Genomic DNA, 19,876 nt, shown 5'->3' with positions numbered 1-19,876 from the left:
TTTTAAAAATCAAATTTAACTCTTGCCCTGATACCATATTCGGAAACTTCAGGATTGTTAAGGTAATTAAAACGTTTCACCATATCTACACGTAACACTTTAAAAATGTTACCGATACCTACACTACCCTCCATGTATGGTTGTCTGCCCAGTTCAAAAGTACGGGTTTCTCCAAACTCGTTTTTCGGAAACTGCAGCAGTGAGGGATCATTGTTTGGATTGTTCTCTGAGCGCAATCCACCCATCAGTGCTTTGAAAGAGATTGCTTCTCTCAGTTTCAGTTTTTTAATCAGCGGAATCTTATTGAAAAAGAAGCCATTGAAGCTATGGTCAATATTTACACTGGCGTAATGGTCACTCACGAACTCCAGGAAGTTCATCAGGTTATAGGAATCCAGCTGGTACGAATAGGTTTGGTTGGCACGGTGAATCGTCAGCAATGGAAAAGGAACTTTTCCAAAGGTATTTCCCCCCTCGATAGTTACATCAGAATAACCCAACTGCGAAAGATAAAAACGTTTGTCAACCCTTGCAATAATGTTCTGGTAATTGTACTGTCCGCCAACTACGCCTTTCAGGCCAGCTGTATATTTTAGCGTAAAAATAGGGAATTTATCAATGATTGGCACCCTGTATATTTTACCCTGGTAGAACTTTTCATTCGGTGCATAACGCAGGTTCAGGCTAAGTTCAGCAGTTGTAAGTGCATCAACCGCATTAACCGTACTGTTCTCAAAATTATTGAAATATAAAGAACCTCCCGGGCGCTGCGTCCATTTACGGGCAATCACCTGGTAAGAGAAATGGCTCTCAAATTCATGTACATAGTCGATTTTGTAAAAATCGTTATACAGTAAAGTATTGTTCTGCCCCCTCTTGAAGGATAGCAGGAAGTTATCCTCCTGTACAAACTGAAGATCCTGTCCCGGGATTTTAGTATCCCGCTGGAAACTTCCCCTGATATAATTCTGAGGGAATGCGTAAATCGACTTGTTGTTGAGGGAATAGGTACCGCTCAGGAAATACTTCCATTTCTCGTCTTTGATACCATAGGCACCATAGGTTTCAAAATAATAACGTTTGCTAAGCTCCGGCGTAGTACGGCCGCCGAGTCTCAGGCGCAGTCCTTCAACATTGTTGAAACTGTAGAAAGTATTAACAGGACCAACTTCAAACGGTCCAAAGTTTTTGTATCCTGCAAAGAACAGGGTCAGCAAATCAGCCGTTCTTTTGAAGGAAGGGATTGTTTGCAGGGTATCAATATTCTTATAAATGTTCAGGTTGGTTTTCAGCGTGGTATCTGTACGCTGACTTGTCCAGAACTGATCAGACTGGCTTTCTGCATTGGGCGCAGTGGCCAGTGCCGGTCCTTCGTAAACACTTGCAGGCTGTGGCTTATTGATCTGGTAATCTTTGATGATCACAGTGCGCTGCCCTGTAAAACCTCCGCCCTTAGATTTGTTGATCCCAAAATCAACTACAAGGTTGGTTTTTGATAAATGGTAGCGGCCATCAGGATTCTTTTCGAAATCGAGTTTGGCTTCGAGCGCACGAACAAAGTTGAGGTTGATGTTTTTGTTCACCGTCAGGTAAGCATCCTGTACAGCATAATTTCCATCCATCGTCACATACATCTTACCCTCAAATAAAAGGTCGGTGTTATTACGCGGAATGAATGATAACTCAATCAGGTTGGGAACACTTGTTTTGATTGTATCTGTGATGAAAAACTTATAAAATGTAGGAGAAGCATCTGCAATAGGACTCAGGAACTGGTTGCTCATCAACGAAATGTTGCTTTCGTAGATATTCACATCAGCGTACATCCTTTCAAAATACTTACTTAATCCTTTGGTGTCAATAAACTTGGCATCATAGTTCACATGCTTATCACCTGTATAAATGGTTTTCTTTTTTTCAGGTGATTTTTGCAGGTAGTTCTGCGAAACCTTTTCTTCCAAGAACACGGGAAGAATATTCTTACCTCCTATTTTTGTGGAATCCTGGTTCTGAAAAAGGAACTGGTAGTTTTTGAAGATACGTTTTGTTTTAAATTTATCAGACAGGTTACTGAGTGAGAACAGCATTTGTTCGTACTGCTGATATTCTACGTGGTCGTAGTTCTTATTCTGGTTTTTGGCCTTATTTTCAATAACTTTTCTGATCAGTTCCACTGCAGGGTTATTTTTGTTTCTGTAGGCAGGGCGCTTGTTCGAAGTGATGGTAACTTCTTTCAGATTTTCGGATTCATTGACCAGTTTGACATTCACCGTTTGTGTTTCACCAGTCTTGACAGGAATGAAAGCTGTTTTATACCCTACATAGCTGATCTGTAGCTGATCATGTGATTCACTTGTTGAAATTACAAATTTACCGTCGGCATCAGTTTTGGTGATGATCTGGGTTCCTTTGAAAAGGACAGTAGCATATGGCACAGGGTCTTTATCTGCGGCGTCTGTGACTACTCCTGTAACTACAGTTCTCGAAGATACCTGGGCTGCTGCAGGAGTTTGGGCTGATGCGTTAAATGCCTGGAACGGAAGAACTAAAGAAAGAGTGAATATAATTTTATAAAAGCGATTTAAGCTCATGGCATTCTCATTTAAATAAATACGAATTTCTTTTGCATCAGGAAGTTATAACCCGTTCCAACTGTACCAGATACAATGATTTTTGATAAGATATAATTTACGTGCAGGTAATGTGTAACAAGAAAGACCCCTGCGGTGGTCAGCAATAGATTTCCTGCCCAGACTAAAACGTATTTGAAGATCTGGACATTGATATTACGCTCCTTTGTACCGAACACCCAGTTGCGTCCCATCATAAAGTTCACAGCGCCTCCTGCCGTTGTACCTATCACACTGCCAGCCACATACCAGATATGAAAAACCTGCGTACAGACTAATGTGGTAAGAAAGTCAATAATTGAGGCCGATAATGACGCGACCTGAGCTTTTACGAAAGTCGCCATATCAGTTAGGAATAAATCTTAAAATAACCTGCAGCACTATATTCGCATAAACTCCTGCAAGTATATCATCAAACATCACTCCCCATCCGCCGGGCAAAGCTTCCAGGCGCCTGATAAAAAGCGGTTTTAAAATATCAAAAAATCGAAACAGGATGAGTCCTATAAGGATATTAAGTGGTGTAACGGGAATCCACAGGAGTGCTATGCACATGCCTGCCACTTCATCAATTACAACCCTGTTATGGTCTTTGCCCCAAATGGCTTCCACTACGTTTCCAGACCAGATTCCCAGTGCTGTTATGAGCACGGTTACTATCAGTGCGGGTATAAAATTATTTCCGTCGGGATGCAAAGCATACCAAACCAGGCAGGTTACAGCAGCAGCAGCAGTCCCTGCTCCTTTGCCGATGTAGCCTATGCCTAAGCTTGTGGATGTAATTTTATGAAAAAGCATTTATAAAATTTTCAATCACCAACGTGCCATTATCGGCAGTTAAGTGTATCATATACTTACCTTTGCAGGCATCAGCTGCACTTCCTGGAAAGCAGCATACATTTTTTCAACCGCTTCCTCAATCTGTGCAAAAGTATGTGTCGCCATCAGTGAAAATCTGAGCAGCGATGAATCTGATGGTACAGCAGGTGAAACAACAGGGTTAACGAAAATTCCGTTCTTGTGCAGGATATTGGTGATCAGGAAAGTTTTCTCGTTATCTCTTATATAAACAGGAATGATCGGACTGTCTGTGTGTCCTATATCAAATCCGGCATCTGTTAGTAGTTTTTTTGCATAGTTTGTATTATCCCAAAGTTTATCAATACGTTCCGGTTCTGATTCAATGATATCCAGTGCTGCTATTACGCTCGCTACAGAAGAAGGAGGCATACTGGCGCTGAACATCAGTGACCGTGCCCGGTGTTTGATGAATTCTATTGTTTCTTCGCTGGCAGCGATAAATCCGCCCAGTGAAGCCAGCGATTTGCTGAATGTTCCCATGATCAGGTCTACTTTATCCGTAAGATTAAAGTGAGATGATACGCCTGCACCATTAAAGCCGATTACACCTAAACTGTGTGCATCATCCATCATGATATTTGCACCAAACTCCTCTGCAAGGGCAACAATTTCAGGAAGTTTAACAATGTCACCTTCCATACTAAAGATACCGTCAGCTACGATCAGTTTGGCAGAATCTTCCGGCAACCTGCTTAATTTCTTACGCAGATCATCCATATCATTGTGTGCATATTTTATCGAACGGGAGAATGAGAGACGACTGCCGTCAATAATTGAGGCGTGGTCATATTCATCCAGAATGAGATAGTCATTTCTGTCCAGCAGGCAGGAGATGACTCCTAAATTTACCTGGAATCCTGTGCTGAACAGGACTGCTGCTTCCTTACCTACATAGGCAGCCAGCTTTCTTTCCAGTTCAAGGTGGATATCCAATGTTCCGTTTAAAAACCTTGATCCGGCACAACCAGTTCCATATTTCTGGATAGCAGCTTTGGAAGCTTCCTTAATCTTCGGGTGATTTGTTAATCCTAAATAAGAATTTGACCCGAACATTAAAACTTTCTTACCATCAATGATGACCTCAGTGTCTTGTGCTGACTCTATCGATCTGAAATACGGGTATAATCCTTTTTCCTTTATTGCATTTGCATCCTGAAATGCTGCAATCCTATCGCCCAATTTTTTACGCATGCCTGAATTGTATAATGTTTACTTCAGCTATATTCATAAGTTTATTTCATTCATATACAGATTGATACTAAAAATACCGCAATGAACCATGTACTAATATATTAAAAATATGTTAATTTTAAGATAGACAAAAGTAAATTATTCTTAGACCATAACCGTATTTTAGTCTATAATATTATTGTCAAATAATCAAATTAACGTTTTTTCCTGTGTTTTTAACCGTTATCTAAGGTTATACTTTGATAAATATGACCCCATACTAACGATTGTATTTTATTCAATTTTCTTCTTTAAAGTATCATTTCCTATGCCCGCTATCAGCATATCTATCATTTCATCGAAATATTCATTTGTCTGTAATTCAGATAACTCTATGGACAATGGAAAGTGAAGGCCCCTGAAAGCTGTGACCATAACGAATGACATTTTGTTCATCCGGTCTGCTGACATTTCCTTGAATTCCCCCGACTGGCATCCACCCAGCAGAATCTCTTTGATCATGTCAATCTGGATCTGTTCATATCTCGACTTGATCCAGATCAGCATGCGCATACTGGCCAGTAAATCATCAAAAAGAACTTCCCTAAAACTATGAAAACCAATGATAGATGTAATCTGTGCCTGCAAAAAAGCTTTCAATTTATCCTTTGCAGTCAGTGAAGCGTTTACAGCCTCCCGTATACGCTTCACTACATTTTTCATTTCGTCCTCCACAACAGCCTCAAAAATCTCATTTTTGCTTGGAAAATAGTAATAGAGCGTGCTCTTCCCTTTACCGGCAGCAGTAGCTATCTCCTCCATGGTTGTTTTCTTCAAGCCATGTTTTCCGAATAGTTTTTTTGCTCCCGATAGTATCTCCTCTATTACAATCTCATCCTTTTCCATTCACCATCATAATAAATCATTAGACCGAAATTCAATTATGGTCCAAAAGTATTATAAAAGTTATTAAATAAAAAGTGTCGGATTGAAATTCGACACTCATATGATAATAACGTTAATTTAACATGAATTTTTTGTGGGGAAATAATAAGTTAATTCTCCCTGGATGTTCTCAATCCCGCCTGGTTCTCTGGTCTTCCCTGTCATAAAGATCAATAAGTTTGCTCTGCAGGCGGATAACGCTGGATTCCAGTTCCAGTACCCGCTGCCTGAGACGTTCAATCTCCCCCTCCTGCTCACTCTTCTCGTCTTCACCTGTACTAAGCAATTGCCTGATGTCGATTTGATGGACAGTTGCAATCTGGTGTATCCTGCTGAAGTTCGGGTCGGTAATACCCGTTTCCAGTTTAGAATAAGCCGGAATCGAAATGTCCAGTAATTCCGCCATCGCCATTTGGTTCAATCCCTTTTTCTGGCGGAGAATTTTAAATTTTTGTCCGAGTGTTTTCATCTCATTTTTTTTAGTGGTGTTTGTTTTGAAAATAAAAATAGCAATAAATTAACATAAATATTACAAAAAGAAATTGAAATTTATTGCAAAACTGTTGAAATTAATCTTATAGCCAAAAAGAACGCACATAACTGTGCATTCAGGGATTAAAGATACCGGCAAAATATCTAATTAGAAAGAAAGCTGAAACTTGACTCCGCTGTTCATCAAATTAAGATCTTGCGCTGAAAGTTTTCCTATTGGCACTTTGATGAAAGGTTCGATCTGAATATTGTATTGTCTGAAGATGTTCTGCCGGCGACCTACGGAAAAGTTAAAAAAGCCGAGATAACCATTTCCTTTTAGAGGCTTGTCTGTAGTTGGCTCATCAACCTGCTGCGTTTCGAGGGCACTGTAGCTTTGCACGGCTCCTGTAACCGGATCAGTACTCATTCTGCTCACAGGTACCGTTTCGGAATAGGTATTATTTCTCTTTTCGCTGAGCACATTAAAATAGGAAACTCCCGCACTCGTGTAGTAATGCTTGTTTACCCTATATACCAATCCCAGGGGTATATCTATTGCCTTAATATTGGCAGCTACAGTGAGCAGTTCTTTGCTGCCCTGTCCGGTTGCTTTGCCATTGGAAAATGAAGCTGCCTCAGCAGACATTAGTGACGAAGTTTGCGCAACATGCTCATTGGAACCAAGCTGCACCAGGTTAATGCCTGAACTCAGGGACAATTTATCAGAAATATGGTAGGCAGTAACCAGTCCGCCGCCAAAATTCATGGTCGAGCGTGTAGCAGTAGGAACTACCTCCAGACCAAAATCCCATTTAGAAAGCACTGTTTTTTTCCTGTCTTTCTGCGGAGCTTTTTTAGATTCTGCAATGAGGAATTCTGAAGTACTTAATTTTGCCCTTGCCGGAACAGCAATACTGTCCTTCAGAGGCACATCAGTATGAGCTGCTTTCACCTGATTTTGGGCAAGTATCTGGTTTGCAGTGCTGAAATCAGCCTCGCCGGCATTGGTTGGGGATGAAACAATGCCATTTGATCCCTGGCTGACAGGATCAGCTGCAGCCGCGATTTGCAGGTTGCCGGATCTGTTGGTCTGCAGAGCTGCTGCCTTTTTCTCATGGTATACGTTTGCCTTGTTTTTATCTCCGCTTACTTTTTCTTCTTTTTGCAGGGTAGCTGATAATGCCTGTTCATTTAAACGTCTTTCTTCAGTGAGCACTGGCAGTACAGTTTGCTGTTCAGGAGATTTTTGAAGTTTTTTCACACCAAATGGAAGTACAGAAGCGATCAGCAATAACACCGCGGCAACTTTGAGCCATGGGGTTAAAAATGGGTATTTCTTTTTCTTTTGTTTCTGAAAAGCTTCCCATTCGCCCGGAACATAGGATTCCTCATAATCTTCGAAAAGATCAGCTATCTCCTTAATTAATTCTTTATTAGACTGTTCCATCTGTAATTTTTATACTTTTTTTATAAAGCTCTCTTAATTTATGTTTTGCCCGCGTAAGATAGGTACGGCTGGAGCTGGCCGGTATATTGAGCATTGCGCCAATTTCATCATGGCTGAAACCTTCTATCTCATAAAGATTGAACACTGCCCGGTGAAGATCAGGAAGTTCATCCATTAACTTCAGTATATCCTCCGCATACAGTTTGTGCTCCACCTCTACATGGCCGCTCTGTACATCTTCGTATTCCTCAACATAGGTCAGGGTGGTTTTACCAGCGCGTATTTTATCCAGCGCGGTACGCACGGTGATGGTAGACAGCCATGATTTAAATGTTTTCTGGAACTCCAGGAGATCACCACCATGTCTGAAATCGTACATTGTCTTGAACGCTTTCATAAAACTATCGTTCACCACTTCCCTGGCAATATTCCGGTCTTTGAAATACCGGGTAGCTATCCCCATGAGATAACCCCAGTACTGCACATAGACACGTTCTTGTATGCGTTCATCACGGGTACTCAGACCCGCAATGATCTCCCGGAACATTGTATCTTTTTTATCCACGCTACGCTAAGCCTATCTTTACTGACAATATTTCTAATTTTTCTTTTGCGTTCAACGCAGCATTCGACAGTTAAACGTATACCGCAACAAGAACGCTACAAATCAAACATTTTATAAAATTACCAAAAAACCCTGTAGCGTTATGCAAAGACCGTTCGTTTTACATTGCAAACACATATTGAAAATTAAACTTTTTAAACATGAAATTTAATCTTACTCTTCTTTCTGAAACATCCAGAAAAGCCTGCATCTTTATCAGTTTGCTATCCGGAGCAGCATTCATCAGCTCCTGTACCCACAATGATCCGGAACCTATTCCGGACAGGGCAGCTTTTACAGTTATCAATGCAGCACCCTCAAGGCCCTCAGTAGATTTTTATCTGAACAATACGATCCTGCCGATCAACACTCCGCTTGTTTACGGGAACAATACAAAATATTTTGTGGTTATTCCTCCGGGAAGCAAAACAGGAAAAGTTACAGTTGCCGGTAATACTGCCAATATCGGTACCCAAAAGATCGATCTTGAAAATGACCGTTACCACTCTGTTTTTATTACCAATTCGGCGGATACAGTATCACTGCTTAAAATCAGGGACGACTGGGGCAACGATAAAGCAGGCAGCGCGCAGGTACGTTTTGTGAACCTTTCACCTGATGCGCCAAACTACAGCCTGGAATATGCAAATGATCCCACTACTTTCAGCAACAGGGCCTACAGAGAATATACTGAATTTAAGTATGTGCCGGCAAAAACCGGAATCACGCTGAACCTCAGAAATACAGCTACCAATACAATTGTGGCAACGCTGGCTGATATCGAACTGAAAGACAGAGTAATTTATACTGTATGGGCCAAAGGCTTCGCCAATCAGCTTCCAACTGACACAGCCAGACGTATTAAGATTACACGTCATGATCCAAGAATTTATTAGAAAACCATTACGCTGTTAGTTCTGTTTATTTCAACCGAACCATCTGAATTGTGCTTTCAGGTGGTTCATTTTTTTTAGCGGCTTCCCTGTTTGAGAATAAAGGTAGCCAGCATTACGGTCACTACAATACCTGAAATGCCGGGAAAAAGAATGAAGAGGTACAGAACTCCGCTAACTGCTATTACAGTAAGCACAAATAAAAGACCTTTGAGAGGAGTCTCCATTTTAAATGCAGCAATAATAGTAAAAAGATAGAAAGCGCCTGCGAGTATTTGTAAGAACATATGCAAATATGGCTATCCTAATGTTAATTTAATGTTAAGCCCAAGCCATAATTATATTCACATGACAATCTGCTGCATTATGTTGCTGCATTCAGCAAATCCGGACGCTCCTGATAAGTCTTCCATAGAAACTCCCCAAACAATGCGTTTACCCATGGGAAAGCTGCACGGGTATACTGGCGAGGGTTATCTACATGAAAAGATTCATGCATAAATCCTGTATCACCGTGGCTTTTCTGCAGCATGGCCAGACATTGTTTAATTTCTGCATCATCTGTACTAGTGAGGCCTCTTGCGATGATACTCATCGGCCAGACCATATTCTTACCAATATGAGGGCCGCCTACCCCTTCGGCAACTTTTCCTTTGTAAAAAAAAGGGTTATCTGCTGACAGTACCATTTTCCTTGTATTCAGATAAACAGGATCACTCATAGACATTGCACCAAGATAAGGCATGGCGAGCAGGCTTGGTATGCTGGCATCATCCATCAGATGATAACTTCCCAGACCGTTGATTTCGTAGGCCAATACCTTGCCATAGGTTTCATGTTCAATGATCGCATATTTTTGTAAGGCCTGCCGTACTTCCATAGCCAACGCTTCCATTTCGGCCGCTACTTTCTCATCCGCCTTGATCACCCTGAAAAGCTCCGCCGCCTGCCGAAGACTGACAACGGCAAAGAAATTGGAAGGAATTAAAAATGAAAATACTGTAGCGTCCTCCCCTGGCCTGAATGCAGAACAAATCAACCCTACCGGTTTCACCGGATAACCAAATCCCTGCATCGGCAGGCTGTCTGTAGCCCAGGCAGTAGCGCGCTGAAAATGATACGGCCCATCGTTCTCTTTCCGCTGCTGTTCTTTGAAGGTTCTGAGGATGACCTTCATTGCCTCCTGCCAGTTGGCATCAAAATGACTGGTATCTTTAGTCTGCTGCCAGTAGCGGTAGGCCAGCCGGATAGGATAACAAAGGGAATCGATCTCCCACTTGCGTTCGTGCACGCCGGGAATCATATTGGTGAGGTCTTCTTTAAACTCCGAAGTTTTGGTGGGGTCGTTGAAGAAAGAACTTGCGTAAGGATCCTTCAGAATATATTTTACCTGCCTGTTGATCACGCCAGCAACAAGATCTTTTAATGATTTGTCTTTTCTCATGAGCGGCAGATAAGCCCAAACCTGAGCGGAGCTGTCGCGCAGCCACATTGCATCCATATCACCGCAGCTCAGAAAGGTATCCGGCCTGCCTTCAAAATCGGTAAAGGTTACCGAGATATCCAGTGTATTGGGAAAACAATTGCTGAATAACCAGGCAAACTCCTTATTTTTTACTTTCGAAGTAAACTCATTGATCACATTTTCTACCGCCTTACTGTTAAAACGGCGCAAAGCCTGAACCCTTCTGACAACGGGAAATTCAGCCTGTGCTGCAAAGGATAACATCTTTCCGGAAAATAAAGCGGCAGTTAGTAACCCCGCTTTCTGTACAAAAGATCTTCTTTCCATTAATTATATATAAGGTGACAATATTGTATGACTTTAAAGCGCCTTCAATATTATGTAAATTTTCAAACTTTACCTATTCACTAAGTATCATTCCACTCCTCTAGTACGCATGGGAATGGTATAGATTGCAGTCGATGCGGTGATAAACAGCTCACTGCGATTTTTACCGCCAAAACAAACATTTCCTGTCCAGGGCTCTTTTATTTCTATATGGCCGATCAGTTTAGCGGCGGGACTGTAGATAGACACACCCTTCCCTGTCAGATATAAATTTCCCTGCACATCGATCGTCATGCCGTCTGATCCCTGATTAATGAATAAAGTCTGATCGCTGAGGTTTCCGTTTGCTGCAATTGTATAACGGAAAACCTTGTTCTGCTCAATATCTGCAATATAAAGATACTTGCCATCGGCCGAGCCAACAATTCCGTTTGGTTTAACCAGATCCTCTGCTACTACGCGTGCTTTCGCTCCTTTTTTGGATGGCAGGTAGTATACTTTTTGTCCATTTATTTCTCCTCTTTGTCTTGTCCAGTAAAATCGCTGATAGTAGGGATCTGTAAAATAAATACCTCCCTGACGGTCGGCCCAAAGATCATTGGGACCATTGAGTTTTTTACCTCCAACATCAGACAGCAGAACTTTTACCTTACCATCGCTGCTGATCGACCAGAGTTCGTTACGCTCATCGGCGCAGGTAAGCAATTGTCCGTTGCGGTCAAAATACATACCATTAGAACGGCCTGCGGCATCCTTAAACAATGACAAGCTGCCTTCGGCGCTATACTTCCAAATTTTGTTGTTGGACTGATCAGTAAAGTACACATCTCCCCTTTTGTTTACAGCCGGTCCCTCGGTAAAAGAGAAATCCCTGGAGATCAATTTCAGTTTGCCCTGATCAAAGAGCTGGGCACTGGTATTCAAAGCAGAAAAGATCAGTGGCAGGATTAAGATAGCAGGGAAAGAAAACTTACGGTAATCAAATGAAAAGGACATAGCTGAATTTAAAGTTCAAAACTATCTTTTAAACCCCAAAAATCAAACCATAATAAACAAAAATCTATAAACATTTAAACCGTATAACATTTGCCTTAAATATTAAATCCAGGTTTTTAAGATTATCTTCGCTATATGAACAGCTTTTACACGAACTATAAGGGGATTATCTGGCTGCTGGCAGGTATTATAGCCGGAAGTATAGCCGGGCTGATATTTGGTCAGCGCGTGAGCATATTAAAACCCATCGGCGAGATATTTCTGAATCTGCTTTTTACAGCTGTAATCCCGCTGGTATTTTTCTCTATTGCATCGGCTATTGGCGGGTTGAAAGAAACAAGTAAACTCAGTAAAATGATGGCTGTGATGGCACTAGTCTTTCTTGCTACAGTTCTTATTTCTGCCTCCCTTACGATTCTTGCGGTAAGGATTTTCCCTATACACGAACATATGGTGGCTGCCACACTGAAAGAAACCATTGTGAAAAAACCGTTTGGGGACCAGATCACGCAACTGCTGACTACAGGCGAATTCTTTGAGCTGCTGTCGCGTAAAAGCATGCTGGCCATGATCATCTTCTCGGTGCTGACCGGTTTTGCTACCTTACGGGCCGGTACAGCGGGCACTGCATTTTCTGCTTTCCTGCAGGCAGGGAATGAGGTTTTCAAGCATGTGTTTGTCATTATCATGAAGCTGGCACCAGTGGGACTTGGAGCTTATTTCGCTTATCAGGTGGGTGTTTTTGGTCCGCAGCTTTTTGGAACCTATGCGCGTTCCTTAGGTATATATTATGGTGTAGGCGCATTTTACTTTGTCTTTCTGTTTAGCTTTTACGCTTTTGTTGCCGGCGGAATAAAGGGCATTAAGAAATACTGGAAAAATAATATTGTTCCATCAGCTACGGCGGTAGGTACATGCAGCAGTATTGCCAATATTCCGGCCAACCTGGAGGCCGCAGAAAAGATGGGAGTTCCTGAATATATTTCAAATGTAACTATCCCCTTAGGGGCCACGCTCCATAAAGATGGCTCCAGTATTTCTTCCATAATAAAAATGGCCGTGGTATTTGCCCTGTTTGGGAAAGGATTCGACAGTGTGGAAACCATTGTCCTTGCCCTGGGTATGACAGTGCTGGTAAGCATAGTAGAAGGAGGAATTCCGAACGGAGGATATGTAGGCGAGCTTCTGTTTATCTCTGCCTATGGTTTTCCACCCGAAGCACTTCCACCGGCAATGATCATTGGAACACTGGTAGACCCTATGGCTACCCTGCTGAATTCAACAGGAGATACAGTAGCCGCAATGCTGGTTACACGTTTTACCGAAGGCAAACACTGGTTATCAGTAAAAAAACAGAAGGAATCTGAGATCCCTAAAGAGGCATAAAGCCATTTTCTACATGACTCTCGTCTAAACCGACAACCGAATAGTGCCTTGGCAAATACCAGGTTACTGTCTGCATCATGTTTCTGTAATGTTCTTCTGATTCGAATATTTCGGGTGTGATATTAAATGCCAGATCCTGATTCAGGTCCTCCCCGTTTTTACGCATCATCAGCATTACTTTCGGATCCTGTATACCATTGAGCTCAAAGAAGTCTCTCAGTAGTTTTCTCGTTTGTGCAGGAAGAATAGTTTCAGAAGGCTGGCCAATCATAATTTCTTCGCCCTGCGCTACTTCTTCTTCTGTATTGCTGCTGTTGCTAAAGAGGCTGTCAAGCGTAAAGAAGCTGCCGCTGAGGTGAAAATTAAGAATGTCCCCGTAGGTTAAAACCCAGTCGGGCTGGCCGGCACCAGGGTTAAGCACTACGCCATATCCTCTTTCAACAAGGAAACCACTGATCATTTCCTGGATGACATAAGATTGAAATTCTTCTCCCGGTGCAGGGATAAACAGCTGAAAGTATGGGAAACCGTCGGGTCCCGCTATCAGTTGAGGCGTTCCGCAACGAAATGCAGCCAAAGGCAGTGCAGCTAAAAATTGGCTTACCCAGTTTTCTGTTCTTTCTTCTCTTGGAACTTCAAGCAGTGTTGCAATAAGCTGTGTTTTTTCAAGGTCTCCGGGGTTGAATTGAGGGACGGTTTTAGTGGTCTGCTGAACAGGTGTGCTGACTTCAGTGGCTTTTACAGCTTCAGCTGGTTTTGCAGTATCTATTGGTTTAGCCGCTGGTGCGGGTTTTGCTGTCTCAGTCTTTTTGAAAATATCGAATAGTCCCATGTAATATATTTTGCTCCCCGTCAGATTTATCCTTCTTCCGCAAGTCAAATTTAGCAATTTATGGAGAGATCACGTTAGTTTTTTTTCTACCTTTAAGCAATGAATAACTTTTATTTATCAGAGCTTCATATCTACCCCATTAAATCGCTGGGCGGTATCAGTTTACAGGAAGCTGAAATCGTCGGTACCGGTCTGAAATATGACCGCAAATGGATGCTTATTGATGAAAAAGGTACTTTTGTTACCCAGCGGAAATACTTTGAACTGGCTCTGCTGCAGGTAAGTATTGATAACCTTAAACTCAGGGTAAGCCATAAAAAAGACCCTGCCAGGCAAATCTCTTTTTCCCTGGAAGAAAATACGGGTTTAAGGGTTCCGGTTAGCATTTGGGATGATGAATCGACAGGGCTTGAGGTAAGTAAAGAGGTAAATGCCTGGTTCAGCGATTTTATGCAGATGAACCTGAGATTGGTCCAAATGCCGGCTGATGCCAGAAGATTGGTGGATCCGCGTTATGCAGATCAAAACGAAATTGTGAGTTTTGCCGATGGTTATCCCTGTCTGCTGATCAGCCAGGCTTCGCTTGACGGTCTGAATGAAAAACTTGAAGCTGCAGTAAAGATGGACCGCTTCCGTCCTAACTTTGTGTTTACAGGCGGGGATGCACATATTGAAGATACTTTTGCTAAATTTTCTTTGGGAGAAGTCCAGTTTTCGGCTGTTAAACCCTGCGCAAGATGTGTGCTGACTACAATTGATCAGCAAACAGGCGAAAAAGGCCAGGAACCTTTAAAGACGCTGGCAGGCTATCGGACTATCAATAAAAAAGTGATGTTTGGACAGAACCTGATCCATCAGGGCAGTGGAAGTATCCGGGTTGGAGACGAGATCAGGGTGCTGAGCTGGAAAGCGCCAATTTAAAAACCTCACCCATTCCCACTTTGATGGAAAAAGAGTCCTTAAGAGGTATCCCGCTGTATCTGGCCAGCAGAATGCGGATAACCCCACCGTGGGTAACCACACATACAGTTTGATAAGATTGCTGGATCAGCCTCTCCATAAACTGAATAACCCGCTGCTCCATTTCCAGCATGGTTTCGCCATTGGGAGGCGCAAGATGAACAAAATCATTCATCCATATCTCAGAATCTTTACGATTCACCGTATCCCAGGTTTTTCCTTCCCAGTCGCCAAAATTGAGTTCATATAATGCTTCGTCTGTGTAACAGGAAGCTACTTCAGCCTGATCAGAAAAACGCCGGAATGTATTTGTGCCTAAATTATAATTTACCGCAATAGCTTTGGCAAGCTGCGTACAGCGCGATGAAGGACTGGAGAATACGGCATCACATTTCGCCGGGAGCTGTTCGATGATTAAATCTTTTTCCTCCGCAAAACTCTCTGCCAGGGCAACGTCTGTCCTGCCGTAGATCTGCCCTTTCTCTGTCAGGGGTGTTGTATGCCTGATCAGATAAATTTCCATATCAGGAACAATGACAAGTAAATAACCACTTCGCAGAGCTGTTGCACGGCACCTAAACAATCTCCGGTATACCCACCAATCCATTTGTTGAAGTAATGACCCAGGTAATAGCTCAACAGGACTACCGGAATGAGTATGAAGGCAATGGATGATCCGCCGGTATAAAAGATCAGTCCTGCCATAGGCAACAGTGTAAAGACAGCAGCGATGATCAGGTTTACTGCCCTGCCTTTATCGACTACCGCATTCCCCGCCTTACTCGCTGAACTGCGTGCATAACTGTGATTGAAAGCGACAACTATGGCAGCAAAACGACTTAGTGCATGCGCGATAATGAATGTACCAAGAATAACTATAGCATTCACATCAGCGGTAACCTGTATGACGGCAATGAATTTAACAGCAAGCAACAGGATAAGCCCTGTTACTCCGTATGTGCCCAGCCGGCTGTCTTTCATGATATCCAGGATCTTCTCTTTGGTCCATCCCCCGCCAAAACCATCACATACATCCGCAAACCCATCTTCATGAAAGGCCCCCGTCAGCAACAAGGTAGACACCATTGAAAAGAGGACAGCCAGGGCATTACCAAACAGAAAGTTTGCCAGCAGGTAAACTGCCGCAGCAACAAAACCTGCTATCCAGCCAATCAGGGGAAGATAGCGGATTGCATCCGGCAGCAATTGCGCGCTGTCCTTATGTGCAGATGCAGGTGCGGGCAGCCTTGTGTAAAATGACAAGGCAGTAAAAAAAAGTTTCAGTTCCCTCTTGATCATTAGCTAGAGTGCAGGCATCTGCGCTGGTTATATATCTATTTCTTCAAAAACAAAGGTAATCCGGAAACCATAAAGATAGCTTCTTCTGCTTTGGCTGCCACATACTGATTGGCCCAGCCCTGCAGGTCAGCAAATTTACGGCCGGTTTCTGTATCTGCATGCATACCCATTCCCAGTTCATTGGAAATAATGATAAAGGTGGCCTCTACAGTGCATAACTGATCAATTTCTTTTTTGAACGCTGCCAATGCAAGACTGATATCATTGGTGTAATCCATAAAAAAGTTGGTGAGCCATAGGGTTATACAATCTATGACAACAATTCTTCCCTCAAGCGGCAGCAGATGCAGGTCACTGTAGGCTTCAAAAGTTGTCCACTCCGGTCCGCGTTCATCCTGGTGGCGCTGTACCCGTTCCCGGAAATCTTCATCCCAGATCTTTGCTGTTGCAATATACACAGGCTCTTTAGTCAGTTCCAGTGCCCGTTGCTGTGCATAGGCACTTTTACCGCTTCTCACCCCCCCACTTACATAAATGAACATAACTTAAGGCTGAGGTGCAGGATCGGTATTTTTAAACCTTTTGTACAGAAACAGCTGCCATTTCTCCTCTGCCACACCTGCCTTGTCCATTTCTGAGCGCGAAAGCGTAAAAAAAAGATCAGATAAACGGTTGATATAAGCCGGGATCGTTTCATCAACTTCATCGGTTTGGATCAGACTTACCAGCCGCCTTTCGCCCCTCCGCATCTGTGTCCTGATCATGTGGCATAAAGCCGATATTTCATTCCCTCCGGGAAGGATAAAGTAGTCAGAAGGATGCGTCATTGCCCCTTCCAGTTCATCTATCCAGGCTTCGCAAAACCCTGGACCGTCTGCCGGCATAGGATTGGTGTTGATCTTTTTGGTGTCTGAGGGACGTGCCAGGTGAGACATCATATCCATCATATCTTTCTGGATCTTATGCAGGTTGGGCTGCCATTCATGTGTATTTCCCAGTTTTACCCTTAGTAAACCGATAGTGGAATTGACTTCATCAAGTGTCCCTATACATTCTACACGTACATCATCTTTGCTTACCCTTTTACCGCCAAAGAGACCGGTAGTTCCTTTGTCTCCCTTTTTTGTATATATCTTCATCGAATAGATTTTAGCGCTTCATCAGTTTCGATGAAGCTAAGGTTTAAATTTAAAAATTAAAAGCTCAGTCCGTATCTGAGGGTGAAATTTCTTCCCGCCAGATTATAGCCCCGTTTTTCGTAGTAATTTTCATCTGTAATATTGTTCATGAGGAAACTGAGCGTATGTTTCTTTTTGTAGGTATACGCTGCTGCAAAATCCATGGTCATAAATTCGGGATAAACAATTTCCGGTGAGAGCGGATCATTGAAATCAGTATCCTTACGTTTCCCTACATATCTGCTGCTCAGCCGCAGATCCAGTCCTTTCAGATTGTTGTATTCAAGTCCTGCGCTGGCTGTGTACACAGGAACATTATAGATATCTTTGATGGCCTCGGTACCATCTGCAGCAATGGTGATCTCCTGTGCTTTTAAAGATCTGGTTCCATTGACAAAATACTTAAGTGAATACCGGTTACCGGCCAGGGCCCCGAAATCCATGGCTATCTCTGCTTCAAAGCCGTTGATATTTGCTTTATTGGCATTTACATAGGTGGTAATGCTATTTATCTGAAGACCATCCGGTGTAAGCTCTGTAGCAGGAGGAATTGTCCGCTGGGTAGTGATCCTGTCCTTAACCGAAGTACTGTAGTAGGTAAAATCGGCACTAAGACCTATTTCATCTTCAGCAAATCTCAGCCCTGCATCCCATGAAAAACTATTTTCGTTTTTAAGATCAGGATTTCCGCGCGTAACGGTAGCTTTTCCTCCGGCAATTATTTCTGAATAACCAGCTACGTTGTAGGCATCAGGTGTTACAAACGCACGGCCGGTACTTGCATGTGCTGTGAATGACTTTAACAGGGTATATTGGGCAGCTAAACTGGGACTCACAAATGGATTGGTTTGTTTTCCGCCTGCGTAGGTAGTTAAAAGTGGAGTTTGTTTAACATCATAAGTGATGAAATCCATACGGACACCGGGATTAACCACCAGACGTTTGTTCAGAAAGTTGAGCTGTCCCTGTATGTAGGCAGCGGCAGAGTTCAGACTGTAATTTGGCGAAAAGGGTGCTCTCTCTGCACCGGTGGCCAGGAACGACTGGGAACTGGTGGCCGCAGTGCTGTAGTCAATGCCAAATATCACAGTTTGTTCGCCTAATGTCAAGGCATCCTTAGCCTGAAGCCCTTTCCAGCTGGTTTCGCTTTTATAAGAAGCATAGGGAGCGATCTTGACTCCGGAGGCAATCAATGTATAATTGAGATTGTTCTCCTCAGCAGTATAAGCCCTGAGGGACAATTTATGGTTAATTATATTTCCGGAAAGCACTGCTTCTTCATTGTGACGCTCAATATCCTTTGTACTTGGCTGTGCGTTACCGTAAAAGATATCACTTGGCGCTTCAACATTTTTTGCTGCAAAACGTTCTGCCCTAACATCTACTCTCCAGTTGTCAGCAAGCTGGTACCCCAGGCGCAAACTTCCGGTATTGTAATTCAATCTTGTATAATCACGTCTTAGTCCATCAGACCGGTCGTCATCAACTTCTACCGGACCGGTTGCATAGTTTTTTACTGCTTTGTTAGCATCCAAAAGATCCCGGAACAGATTTCCCTTACCCAGTTTCATGTTTTTGTTCCTGTCATAAGTCAGGAAGGACAAATTGAAATCCAGTTTCTTTGTGATATTTCCACCCGCATCGGCTCCCAGTTTTGACGTTTCGTATGAACCGTACTCTGCGAAAACATTTCCATGTACATCACCCGAAGATTTTTTGGTGATGATATTTACCACTCCGCCCATCGCCGATGATCCGTACAATGCTGAAGCAGGGCCTTTCAATACTTCGATCCTTTCAATATCAGCGGGATTAATGGTTGCAATACTGACAGTACCCGCCGGACGGCCATCAACCAGTAACAGGGAACGCTGATTTAAACCACTGATCTGCGGCCTGAAACCACGGATACCTATCCCTGCAGATAGCCCCGGATACTGGATAATACTGACAGATGAGTTCTTTTTAAGCAGATCGGTTACCTCTCCTGAAGAGGTAAGCGCCATTGTCTGACTGCTAATCACTGTAATGTTCCTTGGTACATCGCGCCTTTTGGTTTCTGTCCGCAGGGATGTGACTACCACTTCGTCCAGCGCATTTGTCTTTGTGCTATCAGGTTTCTTTTCCTGGGCCAAAGCCGGAGCGCTGATTAAAGCACCGGCGAGCAGCAGGGTTTTAAAAGATAAAATTTGTAGATTTTTATTCATTTGCTTGTTTAATTATTGAGGAGGCTTAAAGAGCAGCAAGAAATTCGCTGAGCGAAATAAACGACTGCTTCTGCCCTTGTTTTTCTATTGTCCATTGGGTAATTCCGCGGGTTTCTACGATTGTAACCACATTTGATTGAAGCTGATCATCCATTGACACTACATAGCCTTTTCTCGTCAGTGCCTTCCTTGTCCAGAACGC

21 protein-coding genes are annotated in these 19,876 nt (G+C 42.9%); 3 read left to right on the top strand and 18 right to left on the bottom strand.

Going from position 1 to position 19,876, the window contains the following annotated elements:
- Positions 1-2: 2 nt before the first annotated feature.
- The 8 genes from ABWY16_RS10150 to ABWY16_RS10115 form a co-directional block, all read right to left on the bottom strand.
- Positions 3-2,591, bottom strand: a complete 2,589-nt coding sequence (locus ABWY16_RS10150) for a DUF5686 and carboxypeptidase-like regulatory domain-containing protein (protein WP_353904534.1) — start codon at positions 2,589-2,591, stop codon at positions 3-5.
- 11 nt (positions 2,592-2,602) lie between these two features.
- Positions 2,603-2,974 (bottom strand): GtrA family protein, encoded by a 372-nt coding sequence (locus ABWY16_RS10145; RefSeq protein WP_353904533.1) that lies wholly within the window; start codon positions 2,972-2,974, stop codon positions 2,603-2,605.
- Between the two features lies 1 nt (position 2,975).
- Positions 2,976-3,428 carry a phosphatidylglycerophosphatase A family protein gene (locus tag ABWY16_RS10140; RefSeq protein ID WP_353904532.1) on the bottom strand — a complete coding sequence of 151 codons (453 nt, stop codon included), beginning with the start codon at positions 3,426-3,428 and terminating at the stop codon, positions 2,976-2,978.
- 48 nt (positions 3,429-3,476) lie between these two features.
- Complete coding sequence (gene spt, locus ABWY16_RS10135; protein WP_353904531.1) at positions 3,477-4,682, bottom strand: serine palmitoyltransferase; 1,206 nt, start codon at positions 4,680-4,682, stop codon at positions 3,477-3,479.
- Between the two features lie 273 nt (positions 4,683-4,955).
- Positions 4,956-5,567 (bottom strand): TetR/AcrR family transcriptional regulator, encoded by a 612-nt coding sequence (locus tag ABWY16_RS10130; RefSeq protein WP_353904530.1) that lies wholly within the window; start codon positions 5,565-5,567, stop codon positions 4,956-4,958.
- A 169-nt stretch (positions 5,568-5,736) separates the two neighbouring features.
- Positions 5,737-6,075 carry a helix-turn-helix domain-containing protein gene (locus ABWY16_RS10125; RefSeq protein ID WP_353904529.1) on the bottom strand — a complete coding sequence of 113 codons (339 nt, stop codon included), beginning with the start codon at positions 6,073-6,075 and terminating at the stop codon, positions 5,737-5,739.
- 171 nt (positions 6,076-6,246) lie between these two features.
- Entirely contained in the window at positions 6,247-7,527 is a 1,281-nt protein-coding gene (locus ABWY16_RS10120; protein WP_353904528.1) for a hypothetical protein, read from the bottom strand.
- The gene (locus ABWY16_RS10115; protein WP_353904527.1) at positions 7,514-8,092 is read right to left on the bottom strand and encodes an RNA polymerase sigma factor; all 579 of its coding nucleotides are present in this window, start codon (positions 8,090-8,092) and stop codon (positions 7,514-7,516) included. The genes ABWY16_RS10120 and ABWY16_RS10115 overlap by 14 nt, the downstream gene beginning before the upstream one ends.
- 200 nt (positions 8,093-8,292) lie before the next feature.
- On the opposite strand from ABWY16_RS10115, the gene ABWY16_RS10110 reads away from it, so the two are divergent.
- Positions 8,293-9,027, top strand: coding sequence for a DUF4397 domain-containing protein (locus ABWY16_RS10110; RefSeq protein ID WP_353904526.1), 735 nt, complete (start codon positions 8,293-8,295; stop codon positions 9,025-9,027).
- A 74-nt stretch (positions 9,028-9,101) separates the two neighbouring features.
- Here the strand turns inward: ABWY16_RS10110 and ABWY16_RS10105 are convergent, their stop codons facing one another.
- The 3 genes from ABWY16_RS10105 to ABWY16_RS10095 form a co-directional block, all read right to left on the bottom strand.
- Positions 9,102-9,311, bottom strand: a complete 210-nt coding sequence (locus tag ABWY16_RS10105; protein WP_353904525.1) for a hypothetical protein — start codon at positions 9,309-9,311, stop codon at positions 9,102-9,104.
- 77 nt (positions 9,312-9,388) lie between these two features.
- Positions 9,389-10,816 (bottom strand): glycoside hydrolase family 125 protein, encoded by a 1,428-nt coding sequence (locus tag ABWY16_RS10100; RefSeq protein ID WP_353904524.1) that lies wholly within the window; start codon positions 10,814-10,816, stop codon positions 9,389-9,391.
- Positions 10,817-10,903: 87 nt separating this feature from the next.
- Positions 10,904-11,812: an SMP-30/gluconolactonase/LRE family protein gene (locus tag ABWY16_RS10095; RefSeq protein ID WP_353904523.1), complete on the bottom strand. Its 909-nt coding sequence runs from the start codon at positions 11,810-11,812 to the stop codon at positions 10,904-10,906.
- A 135-nt stretch (positions 11,813-11,947) separates the two neighbouring features.
- Between ABWY16_RS10095 and ABWY16_RS10090 the strand changes: the two genes are divergently transcribed.
- Positions 11,948-13,198, top strand: a complete 1,251-nt coding sequence (locus ABWY16_RS10090; RefSeq protein WP_353904522.1) for a dicarboxylate/amino acid:cation symporter — start codon at positions 11,948-11,950, stop codon at positions 13,196-13,198.
- Here the strand turns inward: ABWY16_RS10090 and ABWY16_RS10085 are convergent.
- The gene (locus tag ABWY16_RS10085) at positions 13,185-14,030 is read right to left on the bottom strand and encodes a hypothetical protein (RefSeq protein WP_353904521.1); all 846 of its coding nucleotides are present in this window, start codon (positions 14,028-14,030) and stop codon (positions 13,185-13,187) included. The two genes, ABWY16_RS10090 and ABWY16_RS10085, sit on opposite strands and share 14 nt — an antisense overlap.
- Before the next feature lie 99 nt (positions 14,031-14,129).
- Between ABWY16_RS10085 and ABWY16_RS10080 the strand changes: the two genes are divergently transcribed.
- Positions 14,130-14,951 (top strand): MOSC domain-containing protein, encoded by an 822-nt coding sequence (locus ABWY16_RS10080; RefSeq protein ID WP_353904520.1) that lies wholly within the window; start codon positions 14,130-14,132, stop codon positions 14,949-14,951.
- Here ABWY16_RS10080 and cobC read toward each other — a convergent pair.
- From cobC to ABWY16_RS21720, 6 genes are all read right to left on the bottom strand, one after another.
- On the bottom strand, positions 14,920-15,513 hold the full coding sequence (cobC, locus tag ABWY16_RS10075) for an alpha-ribazole phosphatase (RefSeq protein ID WP_353904519.1): 594 nt from the start codon (positions 15,511-15,513) through the stop codon (positions 14,920-14,922). The genes ABWY16_RS10080 and cobC overlap by 32 nt on opposite strands.
- Entirely contained in the window at positions 15,498-16,289 is a 792-nt protein-coding gene (gene cobS, locus ABWY16_RS10070) for an adenosylcobinamide-GDP ribazoletransferase (protein WP_353904518.1), read from the bottom strand. Before cobS ends, cobC begins: the two co-directional genes overlap by 16 nt.
- Before the next feature lie 35 nt (positions 16,290-16,324).
- A complete protein-coding gene (locus ABWY16_RS10065) occupies positions 16,325-16,831 on the bottom strand; it encodes a bifunctional adenosylcobinamide kinase/adenosylcobinamide-phosphate guanylyltransferase (RefSeq protein WP_353904517.1) in 507 nt (168 codons plus the stop codon).
- Between the two features lie 3 nt (positions 16,832-16,834).
- Positions 16,835-17,428, bottom strand: coding sequence for a cob(I)yrinic acid a,c-diamide adenosyltransferase (locus ABWY16_RS10060; RefSeq protein WP_353904516.1), 594 nt, complete (start codon positions 17,426-17,428; stop codon positions 16,835-16,837).
- 56 nt (positions 17,429-17,484) lie between these two features.
- Entirely contained in the window at positions 17,485-19,674 is a 2,190-nt protein-coding gene (locus ABWY16_RS10055) for a TonB-dependent receptor (protein ID WP_353904515.1), read from the bottom strand.
- Positions 19,675-19,699: 25 nt separating this feature from the next.
- Positions 19,700-19,876, bottom strand: a 177-nt coding sequence (locus ABWY16_RS21720; protein ID WP_502930992.1) for a hypothetical protein, incomplete at its 5' end; no start/stop codon positions are given.

The organism is Pedobacter sp. (genome assembly GCF_040513095.1).
Lineage (GTDB): Bacteria > Bacteroidota > Bacteroidia > Sphingobacteriales > Sphingobacteriaceae > Pedobacter.
The sequence above is the reverse complement of the archived record's forward strand: the minus strand, read 5'-3'. Positions and strand labels throughout refer to the sequence as shown.